Genomic DNA, 13,379 nt, shown 5'->3' with positions numbered 1-13,379 from the left:
CGGCCTGAATTATTTTTTGTTCTGATCGCGCAGCATCGCTTCACGTAAAATTGCGTTCAGGCGAGTTTGATAGCCTTTACCTGGTCGCTTCAACCATTCCATCACATCAGCATCAATACGCACCGAAGCCTGAGTTTTCAATGGCCGATAAAACTTACCGCGTTCGGCGTTAGACCATTGCTCATCGCTGGAAGGTGGGATATCACTGTAATCAATATCTTCGTCGGATTTATTCGTCAGCGCCTTCAGTTCGGCCTCATGCTGCACATCGAGTGTAGAGGAGGTCCCTCGTTTATGTTTAACCATGCTCATAGCGATTCCTCTCTTTACGATCTGCTTTTCGTGCACTGATGATTCGAATAATTTCATTTCCGCTTTCGAAACGGATGGTATGCGCAACCAGAATAACCACGATGCCGTAAACCAGGCCGATTGTCTGCCAGCGATACTCACCGTTTTCTATGCGTTCTTGCTGTGACAAATGTTGTGGATCATCAAACAATAACACCGCATCTTCAAAGCGGATGCCATGTTTCACCCGATTACTTTTGGCCTTGTTTTCATCCCATTCAAACTCCATTGGCATAATTGCCATCCCTAATTGTATATACAAAAATGTATCTACAATTATTCTGCAATTATAGCGTTGATGTTGGAAATAGCATCACGTTTCGAATAATCAACCATGAAATTGACAATGAGTAAGTTGGACTTGATTCATCCAATAGAATTTCTCGCCTGACATGGCACACTAAACACCTCGCTGTCGGGTAATGACTCCAACTTACTGATAGTGTTTTATGTTCAGATAATGCCCGATGACCTTGTCATGCAGCTCCACCGATTTTGAGAACGACAGTGACTTCCGTCCCAGCCTTGCCAGATGTTGTCTCAGATTCAGATTATGTCGCTCAATGCGCTGAGTGTAACGCTTGCTGATAACGTGCAGCTTTCCCTTCAGGCGTGATTCATACAGCGGCCAGCCATCCGTCATCTATACTACGACCTCAAAGGCCGACAGCAGGCTCAGAAGACGCTCCAGTGTGGCCAGAGTGCGTTCACCGAAGACGTGGCCACAACCGTCCTCCGTATCCTGTCATACGCGTAAAACAGCCAGCGCTGACGTGATTTAGCACCGACGTAGCCCCAATGTTCGTCCATTTCAGCGCAGACAATCACATCACTGCCCGGTTGTATGCGCGAGGTTACCGACTGCGGCCTGAGTTTTTTAAGTGACGTAAAACCGTGTTGAGGCCAACGCCCATAATGCGTGCACTGGCGCGACATCCGACGCCATTCATGGCCATATCAATGATTTTCTGGTGCGTACCGGGCTGAGAGGCGGTGTAAGTGAACTGCAGTTGCCATGTTTTACGGCAATGAGAGCAGAGATAGCGCTGATGTCCGGCAGTGCTTTTGCCGTTACGCACCACGCCTTCAGTAGCGGAGCAGGAAGGACATCTGATGGAAATGGAAGCCACGCAAGCACCTTAAAATCACCATCATACACTAAATCAGTAAGTTGGCAGCATTACCAAATTTTAATTACACTTAAGGTGTATATTTTCTATGCAAGCCATCAATTAAAGAGGTGTAATGTGCTGATGACTATTTGTAATCGTTATACATTCTGACCTGGAGTCAGAAGGTATTTCTCTGTCTGTGTATTCGCAGGCAGTGTGGTTGATTACATGAAATTCAGTACATTTGTCCTTCTCGCCTGCCTTTCGTCATTACCGACGGTATTGAATTTCGTTTTCCCCATTGGGGTTCTCCGGACAAGGAGTTGTTTGTTATGCCACGTTTTTTTGCCCGCCATGCCGCCACGCTGTTTTTCCCGATGGCGTTGATTTTGTATGACTTTGCTGCGTATCTGTCGACGGACCTGATCCAGCCAGGGATCATTAATGTGGTCCGTGATTTTAATGCCGATGTCAGTCTGGCCCCGGCTGCCGTCAGTCTCTATCTCGCTGGAGGCATGGCATTGCAGTGGCTGCTGGGGCCGCTTTCCGACAGGGTTGGCCGCAGGCCGGTGCTGATTACCGGGGCGCTAATATTTACCCTTGCCTGCGCTGCGACAATGTTCACAACGTCTATGACACAGTTTCTTATCGCGCGTGCAATTCAGGGCACCAGTATCTGTTTTATTGCCACCGTTGGTTATGTCACGGTGCAGGAGGCGTTCGGACAGACAAAAGGGATCAAGTTGATGGCGATTATCACCTCCATCGTACTGATTGCGCCGATTATTGGCCCGCTTTCCGGCGCAGCTCTGATGCACTTTGTGCACTGGAAAGTCCTTTTTGCCATCATTGCGGTTATGGGTTTTATCTCATTTGTTGGCTTACTGCTGGCGATGCCAGAGACGGTGAAGCGCGGCGCGGTTCCATTTAGCGCCAAAAGCGTCTTGCGCGATTTTCGTAATGTCTTTTGCAATCGGCTGTTCCTCTTTGGCGCAGCAACCATCTCTTTAAGCTATATCCCCATGATGAGTTGGGTGGCTGTCTCGCCGGTGATCCTGATCGACGCGGGCGGCTTAACAACTTCGCAGTTCGCCTGGACACAGGTTCCGGTGTTCGGCGCGGTGATTGTCGCGAATGCCATCGTGGCGCGTTTCGTTAAAGATCCGACCGAACCGCGCTTTATCTGGCGTGCCGTACCCCTTCAACTGGTTGGCCTCGCGCTGTTGATTATCGGCAATCTGCTGTCACCGCACGTCTGGCTGTGGTCGGTGCTGGGCACCAGTCTGTATGCTTTCGGGATTGGTTTGATTTTCCCGACCTTATTCCGCTTTACGCTGTTTTCCAATAACTTACCGAAAGGGACCGTCTCCGCATCGCTGAATATGGTGATCCTGATGGTGATGTCTGTCTCGGTCGAAATCGGCCGCTGGCTGTGGTTTAACAGCGGTCGCTTGCCGTTTCATCTGTTAGCCGTTGTGGCAGGCGTTATCGTCGTTTTCACCCTGGCCGGATTGCTTAATCGCGTGCGCCAACATCAGGCTGCCGAGCTGGCGGAGGAGCGGTGATTTTTGCGCGATCCTGCCGTCAGGCTCTATTCTTAACATTATGAATAAACTCATTGAACTCAGACGCGCCAAAATGTTGGCGCTCTCTTTACTGCTTATCGCCGCTGCTACCTTTGTCGTTACGCTGTTTTTGCCGCCCAATTTTTGGGTGAGCGGCGTGAAGGCGATTGCTGAAGCGGCGATGGTCGGCGCGCTGGCGGACTGGTTTGCGGTGGTGGCGCTGTTTCGCCGCGTGCCGATTCCGATCATTTCTCGTCATACGGCGATTATTCCGCGTAATAAAGACCGGATTGGCGAAAATCTCGGCCAGTTCGTGCAGGAAAAATTTCTCGATACCCAATCGCTGGTGGCATTGATTCGACGTCACGAACCGGCGTTGTTGATTGGCAACTGGTTTAGTCAGCCAGAAAACGCCCGCCGCGTTGGTCAGCATCTGTTGCAGATCATGAGCGGTTTTCTTGAACTAACCGATGATGCGCGTATTCAGCGCCTGCTTAAGCGCGCGGTCCACCGGGCGATTGATAAAGTCGATCTTTCTGGCACCAGTGCGTTGATGCTGGAGAGTATGACTAAAAACGATCGTCATCAGGTGCTGCTGGATACGCTGATCGCACAGTTGATCGCCCTTCTCCAGCGCGATAAATCGCGCAAGTTTATTGCCCAGCAAATTGTTCGCTGGCTGGAGAGCGAGCATCCACTGAAAGCCAAAATTTTGCCCACTGAATGGCTGGGCGAACATAGCGCGGAGTTGGTTTCTGACGCGGTGAATTCTTTGCTTGATGATATCAGCCGCGATCGTGCGCATCAGATCCGCCATGCGTTTGATCGCGCTACCTTCGCCCTGATCGAGAAACTGAAAAACGATCCGGAAATGGCGGCGCGAGCCGATGCCGTAAAAAGCTATCTGAAAGAAGATGAAGCTTTTAACCGCTATCTCAGTGAATTGTGGGGGGATTTACGGGAATGGCTGAAAGCGGATATCAACAGTGAAGATTCTCGTGTGAAAGAACGTATCGCGCGGGCTGGTCAATGGTTTGGCGAAACGTTAATTGCCGATGATGCCTTGCGGGCGTCGTTAAATGGTCATCTGGAACAAGCCGCACACCGCATTGCGCCTGAGTTTTCCGCATTCCTGACTCGCCATATCAGCGACACGGTAAAAAGCTGGGACGCACGGGACATGTCGCGGCAAATCGAGTTAAATATCGGCAAAGATCTCCAGTTTATCCGTGTCAACGGTACGCTGGTTGGCGGTTGTATTGGACTTATTTTGTATTTGCTGTCGCAGCTCCCGGCCTTGTTCCCCCTCGGCAATTTATAGAAATCCATGAAAAACTAAGTGGCTAACCGCGAGAGAGATCAAATAAACCACACTAAAAGAATGGTAATAATGTGGCCTCTTTTCATTATCTCCCGTGGTACGGGGAAGGAAAATCATGTCACTTGTCACCGATCTACCCGCCATTTTCGATCAGTTCTCTGAAGCTCGCCAGAAAGGCTTTCTCACCGTCATGGATCTCAAGGAGCGCGGCATTCCGCTGGTTGGCACCTACTGCACCTTTATGCCGCAAGAGCTCCCGATGGCAGCCGGTGCGGTTGTGGTTTCGCTATGTTCCACCTCTGATGAAACCATTGAAGAAGCCGAGAAAGATCTGCCGCGCAACCTCTGCCCGCTGATTAAAAGCAGCTACGGCTTCGGCAAAACCGATAAATGCCCCTACTTCTACTTTTCTGATCTGGTGGTCGGTGAAACCACCTGCGACGGCAAAAAGAAAATGTATGAATACATGGCGGAGTTTAAGCCCGTTCATGTGATGCAACTGCCAAACAGCGTTAAGGACGATGCCTCGCGTGCATTATGGAAAGCCGAGATACTGCGCTTGCAAAAAACGGTAGAAGAACGTTTTGGGCACGAGATTAGCGAAGATGCTCTGCGCGATGCCATTGCGCTGAAAAACCGCGAACGTCGCGCACTGGCAAACTTTTATCATTTGGGGCAGTTAAATCCTCCAGCGCTTAGCGGCAGCGACATTCTGAAAGTAGTCTACGGCGCAACCTTCCGGTTCGATAAAGAGGCGTTGATCAATGAACTGGATGCAATGACCGCCCGCGTTCGTCAGCAGTGGGAAGAAGGCCAGCGACTGGACCCGCACCCACGTATTTTAATCACCGGCTGCCCAATTGGCGGCGCAGCAGAGAAAGTGGTGCGCGCGATTGAAGAGAATGGCGGCTGGGTTGTCGGTTATGAAAACTGCACCGGGGCGAAAGCCACCGAGCAATGCGTGGCGGAAACGGGTGATGTGTACGACGCGCTGGCGGATAAATATCTGGCGATTGGCTGCTCCTGTGTTTCGCCGAACGATCAGCGCCTGCAAATGCTCAGCCAGATGGTTGAAGAATATCAGGTCGATGGCGTAGTTGATGTGATTTTGCAGGCGTGCCATACCTACGCGGTGGAATCGCTGGCGATTAAACGTCATGTGCGCCAGCAGCACAACATTCCTTATATCGCTATTGAAACAGACTACTCCACCTCGGATGTCGGGCAGCTCAGCACCCGTGTCGCGGCCTTTATTGAGATGCTGTAAGGAGTGGCAGTGACATATTCGATTGGCATTGATTCCGGCTCAACCGCCACCAAAGGGATCTTACTGGCTGACGGCGTGATTACGCGCCGTTTCCTCGTTCCAACACCCTTTCGCCCGGCAACAGCAATTACTGAAGCCTGGGAAACTCTGCGCGAAGGGTTAGAGACAACGCCGTTTCTGACGCTCACCGGCTACGGACGGCAACTGGTGGATTTTGCCGATAAACAAGTGACGGAAATCTCCTGTCACGGGCTGGGCGCACGGTTTCTTGAGCCAGCAACGCGCGCGGTAATCGACATCGGTGGTCAGGACAGCAAAGTGATTCAGCTTGATGATGACGGTAACCTGTGCGATTTCCTGATGAATGACAAATGCGCGGCAGGCACCGGGCGTTTCCTGGAGGTGATCTCGCGCACGCTTGGCACCAGCGTCGAGCAACTCGACAGCATTACCGAAAATGTCATACCGCACGCCATCACGAGTATGTGCACAGTGTTTGCTGAATCAGAAGTGATCAGCCTGCGCTCTGCGGGCGTAGCGCCAGAAGCGATTCTCGCCGGAGTGATTAACGCGATGGCGCGGCGGAGCGCCAATTTCATTGCTCGTCTCTCCTGTGAAGCGCCGATTCTGTTTACTGGTGGCGTTAGCCACTGTCAAAGGTTTACCCACATGCTGGAAAGCCATCTGGGAATGCCGGTACAAACTCACCCTGATGCGCAATTCGCTGGTGCAATTGGCGCGGCGGTGATCGGTCAGCGGCAGAGAAAACGCGCATGAAAGAGTATCTGTTTTTATTTCACTCCACGGTCGGCGTCATACAAACCCGCAAGGCGTTGCAGGCAGCGGGCATGACTTTTCGCGTCAGCGATATTCCCCGTGATTTACGCGGCGGCTGCGGGTTATGCATTTGGCTGACCTGTCCGCCTGGCGAGGAAATTCAATGGGTGATCCCTGGGCATACGGAATCAGTTTATTGTCAGCAGGATGGTGGCTGGCGCTGCATTGCACATTACGGGATTTCTCCGCGTTAAGGATTCATTAAGATCGCTACGTATACTTCTCGATATCTTATTGATTTGCCTTAAAGGGATTACCGTGACAAAAAGTATTTCGTTAAGTAAACGCATCTTCGTTATTGTGATTCTTTTTGTCATTGTGGCAGTGTGTACTTTCTTCGTGCAATCTTGCGCCCGTAAAAGCAATCATGCAGCATCATTTCAGAATTACCACGCCACCATTGACGGCAAAGAAATTGCAGGCATAACGAATAATATCTCTTCGCTGACCTGGTCGGCACAAAGCAATACTCTTTTTAGCACTATCAACAAACCTGCCGCCATTGTTGAAATGACCACCAATGGCGATTTGATCCGCACAATTCCTCTGGATTTTGTTAAGGATCTCGAGACGATCGAATACATTGGCGATAATCAGTTTGTCATTAGCGATGAGCGCGATTATGCCATTTATGTGATTTCACTGACCCCAAACTCGGAAGTAAAAATCCTCAAAAAAATAAAAATCCCGCTGCAGGAATCCCCAACCAATTGCGGTTTTGAAGGATTGGCCTATTCTCGCCAGGATCACACTTTCTGGTTTTTTAAAGAGAAAAACCCGATTGAGGTCTACAAAGTTAACGGGCTGTTAAGTAGCAATGAATTGCACATCAGCAAAGACAAGGCACTACAACGGCAATTTACTTTAGATGATGTGTCCGGCGCAGAATTTAACCAACAAAAAAATACGCTTCTGGTGCTGTCTCATGAATCTCGCGCACTCCAGGAAGTAACGCTGGCTGGCGAGGTTATAGGTGAAATGTCACTAACCAAAGGCAGTCGAGGTTTGTCGCATAACATCAAACAGGCCGAAGGGGTTGCGATGGATGCCTCAGGTAATATTTATATCGTTAGCGAACCAAATCGTTTTTATCGCTTTACCCCTCAATCATCGCATTAACAGGCTGGCATGTTTCACCTTTTTGTTATTAACTTGTTAACAACAAAAATGACAAACAAGGTTAAACATGCCTTCGCCCTCGCATCCCGTAGAACGCTTTTCTTTCAGCACCGCGCTTTTCGGGATGCTGGTTCTGACCTTAGGTATGGGTTTAGGCCGCTTCCTTTATACGCCTATGTTGCCCGTCATGATGGCGGAAGGATCGTTTTCATTTAGCCAGCTCTCGTGGATTGCCAGCGGCAACTATGCGGGGTATCTGGCTGGCAGTCTGCTATTTTCGTTTGGCGCATTTCACCAGCCATCGCGCCTGCGCCCATTTCTGTTGGCTTCTGCCCTGGCGAGCGGGTTGTTGATCCTCGCAATGGCATGGTTGCTGCCATTTATTCTGGTGTTATTGATTCGCGTCCTGGCAGGTGTCGCCAGCGCCGGTATGCTGATTTTTGGTTCGACGCTGATTATGCAGCACACGCGCCATCCTTTTGTGCTGGCAGCTTTGTTTTCTGGCGTTGGCATTGGCATCGCACTGGGCAATGAATATGTTCTGGCAGGCCTGCATTTTGACCTCTCCTCGCAAACGTTATGGCAAGGCGCCGGGGCGCTTTCTGGCATGATGCTGATTGCACTTACGCTTTTAATGCCCTCGAAAAAACACGCCATCACACCAATGCCATTGGCAAAAACGGAGCAACAGATAATGAGCTGGTGGTTACTGGCTATTCTGTACGGCCTGGCGGGATTTGGTTATATCATCGTCGCGACTTACCTGCCGCTCATGGCGAAAGATGCAGGCTCACCATTGTTAACCGCCCATCTCTGGACGTTAGTCGGCTTATCAATTGTGCCTGGTTGCTTTGGCTGGCTATGGGCAGCAAAACGTTGGTGGGCTTTGCCCTGCCTGACGGCGAATTTGCTGGTGCAGGCTATCTGTGTGCTGCTTACTCTCGCCAGCGACTCGCCTCTCTTGCTTATCATCAGCAGTCTTGGTTTTGGCGGTACCTTTATGGGCACGACATCTCTGGTGATGACTATCGCCCGCCAACTGAGCGTACCGGGAAATCTCAATCTTTTAGGCTTTGTGACGCTCATTTACGGCATTGGACAAATCCTCGGCCCGGCGCTGACCAGTATGCTCGGCAATGGAACATCGGCGCTTGCCGGCGCCACTCTCTGCGGCGCGGCGGCGTTGTTTATTGCTGCGCTTATCAGCACAGTACAATTATTTAAGCTGCAAGTGGTCACTTCATGAGGAGTGTTTCCCTTACCACTCAAGAAATTCGACCGCAACCGTTGATGTCAGCCAGACCCCGTTTTCCGCTTGCCAGAAAGGGAGGCCTCGTTTCGCCATTTCCTGTGCTTTGACGGTTAAAATAACCGGCGATCCGTGTCTTGCTCCCACTTTGCGTGCCGTTGCTTCATCAGCAGAGAGATGTACGTAGTGACGCTCACCTGCAATCAGCCCCTGTTTTTTTATCTCGTCAAGGAAACGGCTTGCCGTACCGTGGTAGAGAAACTGTGGCGGTGTTTTTTCGGCAAAGGAAATAGCGACCTGCGAAGTCGAATGCCCCTGAACCGCGCGGATGCACCTACCATCACTGGAATAACTAAAACGCTTTTTATCGCTGGTGGCAACCACGGTATCCAGCAATGCACGGGTTAACCGCTTGCCCGCTTTTTGGGCACAAAGTATGAGCTTATCGATATCCGCCCATCCTTCACGGTCCAGTACGATACCAATCGCCTCCGGTTTGTGTCGGAGGACAAAACTTAAAAACTTGCTCGTATCCGCCAGCTCTTTTTCGTTGTACTTTGCCATCGCGTTTTCGTCCCTGGATTATCTGTTTTTTATTTACTATGTCATTGTCACTGGGTTTATGAATTTTCTGCAACTCAATCCTGCGTAGAACCTTTTCCACACAGCGTAATTTTACCGCTATGCAAAAAACGCATAGTCAGAAACATACTTGCATTTTCCCCATACCCACATGGCTGATAAGGTTTTTCAGCTCCAGGAATTTTCCTGGCTCAAGCAACACACAAACACAAAAAACAATGGGGATTGTTATGACACAACAAGGGGATGCTGTAGCCGGGGAGCTGGCGACAGAAAAAGTGGGCATTAAAGGGTATCTGGCTTTTTTTCTCACCATAATCTTTTTTTCCGGTGTTTTTTCCGGGACAGACAGTTGGTGGCGCGTTTTTGATTTTTCCGTTCTGAACGGATCGTTTGGGCAACTGCCTGGTGCGAACGGAGCCACCACCTCGTTTCGCGGCGCGGGTGGCGCGGGGGCTAAAGATGGCTTTCTCTTTGCGCTGGAGCTGGCACCGTCAGTCATTCTCTCTCTGGGGATTATTTCAATTACCGATGGTCTTGGCGGATTACGCGCCGCGCAGCAGTTAATGACGCCAGTGCTAAAACCGTTGTTGGGCATTCCAGGGATCTGCTCGCTGGCGCTGATCGCTAACCTGCAAAACACCGATGCCGCCGCAGGTATGACCAAAGAGCTGGCGCAGGAAGGTGAAATTACCGAACGCGATAAAGTGATTTTCGCCGCATATCAAACCAGCGGTAGCGCCATTATCACCAACTACTTCTCTTCCGGCGTCGCGGTGTTTGCCTTTCTGGGCACGTCCGTAATCGTACCTTTAGCAGTCATCCTGGTGTTTAAATTTGTCGGAGCCAACATTTTGCGCGTCTGGCTTAACTTCGAAGAACGTCGCAACCCAACGCAAGGAGCGCAAGCATGACAACTCAGGTCCGCAAAAACATCATGGATATGTTTATCGATGGTGCGCGCCGTGGCTTTACTATCGCCACGACCAACCTGCTGCCAAACGTGGTGATGGCGTTTGTCATCATTCAGGCGCTGAAAATTACCGGCCTGCTCGACTGGGTGGGGCATATCTGTGAACCCGTAATGGCGCTGTGGGGATTACCCGGTGAAGCGGCAACCGTCCTTTTAGCCGCGTTAATGAGTATGGGTGGCGCAGTCGGTGTTGCCGCCAGTCTGGCAACCGCTGGCGCATTAACCGGTCACGATGTCACCGTTTTACTGCCCGCGATGTATTTAATGGGCAACCCGGTGCAAAATGTCGGTCGCTGCCTGGGGACAGCCGAAGTGAATGCCAAATATTACCCGCATATCATTACGGTCTGCGTGATTAACGCATTGCTGTCGATCTGGGTTATGCAGCTTATTGTTTAACAAGGAGTTACCATGATTGATTATACCGCAGCCGGTTTTACCCTGCTGCAGGGAGCGCATTTGTATGCGCCGGAAGATCGGGGAATTTGCGATGTCCTCGTCGCTAACGGCAAAATTATCGCCGTTGCCAGTAATATCCCTTCTGACATTGTACCGGACTGCACGGTTGTCGATCTCAGCGGGCAGATCCTCTGCCCAGGTTTTATTGATCAACACGTCCATTTGATTGGCGGTGGCGGCGAAGCAGGTCCCACGACGCGCACGCCGGAAGTGGCGTTAAGTCGTCTGACGGAAGCAGGCGTCACGTCAGTGGTTGGTCTGCTGGGCACCGACTCTATCTCTCGCCACCCGGAATCCCTGCTCGCCAAGACCCGTGCGCTCAATGAAGAAGGCATCAGCGCCTGGATGCTGACCGGCGCTTATCATGTCCCTTCCCGCACTATTACGGGTTCCGTGGAAAAAGACGTGGCGATTATCGATCGCGTGATTGGCGTGAAATGCGCCATCTCTGATCACCGTTCTGCCGCACCGGACGTTTATCACCTGGCTAATATGGCGGCGGAATCCCGCGTTGGCGGTTTGCTCGGCGGTAAACCTGGCGTCACCGTGTTCCACATGGGCGACAGCAAAAAGGCGTTACAGCCTGTCTATGACCTGCTGGAAAACTGCGATGTGCCGATTAGCAAGTTGCTGCCGACCCACGTTAACCGCAACGTTCCGTTGTTTGAGCAGGCGCTGGAGTTCGCGCGCAAAGGCGGCACCATCGATATCACCAGCAGCATTGACGAACCAGTCGCCCCTGCCGAAGGTATTGCCCGCGCCGTTCAGGCGGGTATTCCGCTGGCACGCGTCACCCTCAGCTCCGACGGCAACGGTAGCCAGCCGTTCTTCGATGACGAAGGGAATTTAACCCATATCGGTGTTGCCGGTTTTGAAACGTTGCTGGAAACCGTGCAGGTGCTGGTCAAAGATTATGATTTCAGTATCAGCGATGCCCTGCGCCCGCTCACCAGTAGCGTAGCCGGTTTCCTTAACCTGAGCGGGAAAGGCGAAATTCTGCCAGGCAATGACGCAGACTTACTGGTCATGACGCCAGAATTACGCATTGAGCAGGTATACGCTCGCGGCAAGCTGATGGTCAAAGACGGCAAAGCCTGCGTGAAAGGAACGTTTGAAACGGCATAAACGGTTGTCAGCCGCCCGAATGGACGTAGAATGCCCGCAAGGGCGGCTGACAGAGTAAAACGTAATGGATGACTGTGGTGCGGTTTTGCATAATATTGAAACTAAATGGCTTTATGATTTTCTGACCCTGGAAAAATGCCGCAATTTTTCCCAGGCAGCAGTCAGTCGCAACGTCTCGCAACCGGCATTCAGCCGCCGCATCCGTGCGCTGGAACAGGCGATTGGCGTTGAATTGTTTAACCGCCAGGTGACGCCGCTGCAACTCTCGGAACAAGGTAAAATATTCCATTCGCAGATCCGCCATCTGTTGCAACAGTTAGAGAGCAACCTTGCAGAACTCCGTGGTGGCAGCGATTACGCGCAACGCAAAATTAAAATAGCCGCTGCACACTCTCTTTCCCTCGGGCTGTTACCGTCCATTATCAGCCAGATGCCGCCGCTCTTTACCTGGGCAATTGAAGCTATTGATGTCGATGAAGCGGTCGATAAACTGCGTGAAGGGCAAAGTGACTGTATTTTTTCCTTTCACGACGAAGATTTGCTGGAAGCGCCGTTTGACCACATTCGCTTATTTGAATCTCAATTGTTCCCCGTTTGCGCCAGTGACGAACACGGAGAAGCACTTTTTAACCTCGCGCAGCCACACTTTCCGTTACTGAATTACAGCCGCAACTCCTACATGGGGCGATTGATTAATCGCACCCTGACGCGCCACAGTGAGTTAAGTTTCAGCACCTTTTTTGTCTCTTCGATGAGCGAGCTTTTAAAGCAGGTTGCCCTCGACGGCTGTGGGATTGCCTGGCTACCGGAATACGCCATCCAACAAGAAATTCGCAGCGGGCAGCTCGTTGTACTGAATCGGGACGAACTGGTGATCCCGATTCAGGCCTATGCATACCGGATGAATACCCGCATGAATCCAGTTGCCGAACGCTTCTGGCGTGAACTGCGCGAGCTGGAGATTGTGCTTAGCTGACATTCTCCAGCGTCGCACTGCGCCAACCGCCATTATCCCAGACCAGATCAAACGTTAGCGATTCATCGTCGTGATACAGCATTATCTCAAGGCTGATCGCCAGAGTGTGGCAGTACGCTTCTTTCAAATTAACCTGCAACGCCGCAATCCGTGGCTCATGAAATAACAGTGCAGAACGCAGCTGACGGCAATACCAGCTCTGGAGATGTTTGTCGCTCGGGTTATGCACTTGCCACTCGGGCATGCCTGAAACAAGTAATGACGGTAATGCCGAATGAGGAGAATTAAAAAGAGTGAGGAGATCGCTGCATACTGATTTACGCAGCGGTGACGTTTTATTGCCTGAAATTTCAGGTAAAACAGCCTGGGTAATGACTCCAACTTATTGATAGTGTTTTATGTTCAGATAATGCCCGATGACTTTGTCATGCAGCTCCACCGAT

16 protein-coding genes and 1 pseudogene are annotated in these 13,379 nt (G+C 51.1%); 11 read left to right on the top strand and 6 right to left on the bottom strand.

Features of this window, described 5'->3' with window-relative positions; genetic code table 11:
• Positions 1 to 9: 9 nt before the first annotated feature.
• The 3 genes and pseudogenes from OQV04_RS07480 to OQV04_RS07470 all read right to left on the bottom strand — a co-directional run bounded on the left by OQV04_RS07480 (position 10) and on the right by OQV04_RS07470 (position 1,481).
• Positions 10 to 312, bottom strand: coding sequence for a BrnA antitoxin family protein (locus tag OQV04_RS07480; RefSeq protein ID WP_000063160.1), 303 nt, complete (start codon positions 310 to 312; stop codon positions 10 to 12).
• Positions 299 to 586 carry a BrnT family toxin gene (locus OQV04_RS07475; protein ID WP_001297643.1) on the bottom strand — a complete coding sequence of 96 codons (288 nt, stop codon included), beginning with the start codon at positions 584 to 586 and terminating at the stop codon, positions 299 to 301. The genes OQV04_RS07480 and OQV04_RS07475 overlap by 14 nt, the downstream gene beginning before the upstream one ends.
• A gap of 198 nt (positions 587 to 784) precedes the next feature.
• Positions 785 to 1,481 (bottom strand): annotated as a pseudogene (locus OQV04_RS07470) (IS1 family transposase).
• A 314-nt stretch (positions 1,482 to 1,795) separates the two neighbouring features.
• On the opposite strand from OQV04_RS07470, the gene mdtM reads away from it, so the two are divergent.
• From mdtM to OQV04_RS07435, 7 genes are all read left to right on the top strand, one after another.
• Positions 1,796 to 3,028 (top strand): multidrug efflux MFS transporter MdtM, encoded by a 1,233-nt coding sequence (gene mdtM, locus OQV04_RS07465; RefSeq protein WP_001137031.1) that lies wholly within the window; start codon positions 1,796 to 1,798, stop codon positions 3,026 to 3,028.
• Positions 3,029 to 3,068: 40 nt separating this feature from the next.
• The gene (locus OQV04_RS07460; protein WP_001037390.1) at positions 3,069 to 4,349 is read left to right on the top strand and encodes a DUF445 domain-containing protein; all 1,281 of its coding nucleotides are present in this window, start codon (positions 3,069 to 3,071) and stop codon (positions 4,347 to 4,349) included.
• A gap of 115 nt (positions 4,350 to 4,464) precedes the next feature.
• Positions 4,465 to 5,616, top strand: a complete 1,152-nt coding sequence (locus OQV04_RS07455) for a double-cubane-cluster-containing anaerobic reductase (protein ID WP_001324743.1) — start codon at positions 4,465 to 4,467, stop codon at positions 5,614 to 5,616.
• 9 nt (positions 5,617 to 5,625) lie between these two features.
• Positions 5,626 to 6,393 carry a putative 2-hydroxyacyl-CoA dehydratase activator YjiL gene (gene yjiL, locus OQV04_RS07450; protein WP_001297641.1) on the top strand — a complete coding sequence of 256 codons (768 nt, stop codon included), beginning with the start codon at positions 5,626 to 5,628 and terminating at the stop codon, positions 6,391 to 6,393.
• A complete protein-coding gene (locus tag OQV04_RS07445; protein WP_000666413.1) occupies positions 6,390 to 6,647 on the top strand; it encodes a DUF3343 domain-containing protein in 258 nt (85 codons plus the stop codon). Before yjiL ends, OQV04_RS07445 begins: the two co-directional genes overlap by 4 nt.
• A 64-nt stretch (positions 6,648 to 6,711) precedes the next feature.
• Positions 6,712 to 7,572 carry an SdiA-regulated domain-containing protein gene (locus OQV04_RS07440; RefSeq protein WP_001317601.1) on the top strand — a complete coding sequence of 287 codons (861 nt, stop codon included), beginning with the start codon at positions 6,712 to 6,714 and terminating at the stop codon, positions 7,570 to 7,572.
• 67 nt (positions 7,573 to 7,639) lie between these two features.
• A complete protein-coding gene (locus tag OQV04_RS07435; RefSeq protein ID WP_001139966.1) occupies positions 7,640 to 8,818 on the top strand; it encodes an MFS transporter in 1,179 nt (392 codons plus the stop codon).
• 12 nt (positions 8,819 to 8,830) lie between these two features.
• Here OQV04_RS07435 and kptA read toward each other — a convergent pair whose 3' ends face one another.
• Positions 8,831 to 9,385 carry an RNA 2'-phosphotransferase gene (gene kptA / locus OQV04_RS07430; RefSeq protein ID WP_001151855.1) on the bottom strand — a complete coding sequence of 185 codons (555 nt, stop codon included), beginning with the start codon at positions 9,383 to 9,385 and terminating at the stop codon, positions 8,831 to 8,833.
• 248 nt (positions 9,386 to 9,633) lie between these two features.
• On the opposite strand from kptA, the gene OQV04_RS07425 reads away from it, so the two are divergent.
• The 4 genes from OQV04_RS07425 to hypT all read left to right on the top strand — a co-directional run bounded on the left by OQV04_RS07425 (position 9,634) and on the right by hypT (position 12,936).
• Positions 9,634 to 10,317 carry a nucleoside recognition domain-containing protein gene (locus tag OQV04_RS07425; RefSeq protein ID WP_001295597.1) on the top strand — a complete coding sequence of 228 codons (684 nt, stop codon included), beginning with the start codon at positions 9,634 to 9,636 and terminating at the stop codon, positions 10,315 to 10,317.
• Positions 10,314 to 10,775 carry a YjiG family protein gene (locus OQV04_RS07420; RefSeq protein WP_000211957.1) on the top strand — a complete coding sequence of 154 codons (462 nt, stop codon included), beginning with the start codon at positions 10,314 to 10,316 and terminating at the stop codon, positions 10,773 to 10,775. The genes OQV04_RS07425 and OQV04_RS07420 overlap by 4 nt, the downstream gene beginning before the upstream one ends.
• 12 nt (positions 10,776 to 10,787) lie before the next feature.
• Entirely contained in the window at positions 10,788 to 11,960 is a 1,173-nt protein-coding gene (gene iadA, locus OQV04_RS07415; RefSeq protein ID WP_000568416.1) for a beta-aspartyl-peptidase, read from the top strand.
• A gap of 64 nt (positions 11,961 to 12,024) precedes the next feature.
• The gene (gene hypT / locus OQV04_RS07410) at positions 12,025 to 12,936 is read left to right on the top strand and encodes a hypochlorite stress DNA-binding transcriptional regulator HypT (RefSeq protein ID WP_000340758.1); all 912 of its coding nucleotides are present in this window, start codon (positions 12,025 to 12,027) and stop codon (positions 12,934 to 12,936) included.
• Here the strand turns inward: hypT and iraD are convergent.
• Both iraD and OQV04_RS25020 read right to left on the bottom strand, forming a co-directional pair.
• Positions 12,929 to 13,309 (bottom strand): anti-adapter protein IraD, encoded by a 381-nt coding sequence (iraD, locus tag OQV04_RS07405; RefSeq protein ID WP_274446649.1) that lies wholly within the window; start codon positions 13,307 to 13,309, stop codon positions 12,929 to 12,931. The genes hypT and iraD overlap by 8 nt on opposite strands.
• A gap of 9 nt (positions 13,310 to 13,318) precedes the next feature.
• Positions 13,319 to 13,379, bottom strand: a 61-nt coding sequence (locus tag OQV04_RS25020) for an IS1 family transposase (RefSeq protein ID WP_071528444.1), incomplete at its 5' end; no start/stop codon positions are given.

This window comes from Escherichia sp. Lx600-2, assembly GCF_036662595.1.
Lineage (GTDB): Bacteria > Pseudomonadota > Gammaproteobacteria > Enterobacterales > Enterobacteriaceae > Escherichia > Escherichia coli.
This window is presented reverse-complemented; position numbering and strand designations above follow the sequence as displayed.

Coding starts and splice junctions, on each gene's coding strand:
- OQV04_RS07480 (WP_000063160.1), bottom strand. CDS start 312: ATGAGCATGGTTAAACATAAACGAGGGACCTCCTCTACACTCGATGTG.
- OQV04_RS07475 (WP_001297643.1), bottom strand. CDS start 586: ATGCCAATGGAGTTTGAATGGGATGAAAACAAGGCCAAAAGTAATCGG.
- mdtM (WP_001137031.1), top strand. CDS start 1,796: ATGCCACGTTTTTTTGCCCGCCATGCCGCCACGCTGTTTTTCCCGATG.
- OQV04_RS07460 (WP_001037390.1), top strand. CDS start 3,069: ATGAATAAACTCATTGAACTCAGACGCGCCAAAATGTTGGCGCTCTCT.
- OQV04_RS07455 (WP_001324743.1), top strand. CDS start 4,465: ATGTCACTTGTCACCGATCTACCCGCCATTTTCGATCAGTTCTCTGAA.
- OQV04_RS07445 (WP_000666413.1), top strand. CDS start 6,390: ATGAAAGAGTATCTGTTTTTATTTCACTCCACGGTCGGCGTCATACAA.
- OQV04_RS07435 (WP_001139966.1), top strand. CDS start 7,640: ATGCCTTCGCCCTCGCATCCCGTAGAACGCTTTTCTTTCAGCACCGCG.
- kptA (WP_001151855.1), bottom strand. CDS start 9,385: ATGGCAAAGTACAACGAAAAAGAGCTGGCGGATACGAGCAAGTTTTTA.
- OQV04_RS07425 (WP_001295597.1), top strand. CDS start 9,634: ATGACACAACAAGGGGATGCTGTAGCCGGGGAGCTGGCGACAGAAAAA.
- OQV04_RS07420 (WP_000211957.1), top strand. CDS start 10,314: ATGACAACTCAGGTCCGCAAAAACATCATGGATATGTTTATCGATGGT.
- iadA (WP_000568416.1), top strand. CDS start 10,788: ATGATTGATTATACCGCAGCCGGTTTTACCCTGCTGCAGGGAGCGCAT.
- hypT (WP_000340758.1), top strand. CDS start 12,025: ATGGATGACTGTGGTGCGGTTTTGCATAATATTGAAACTAAATGGCTT.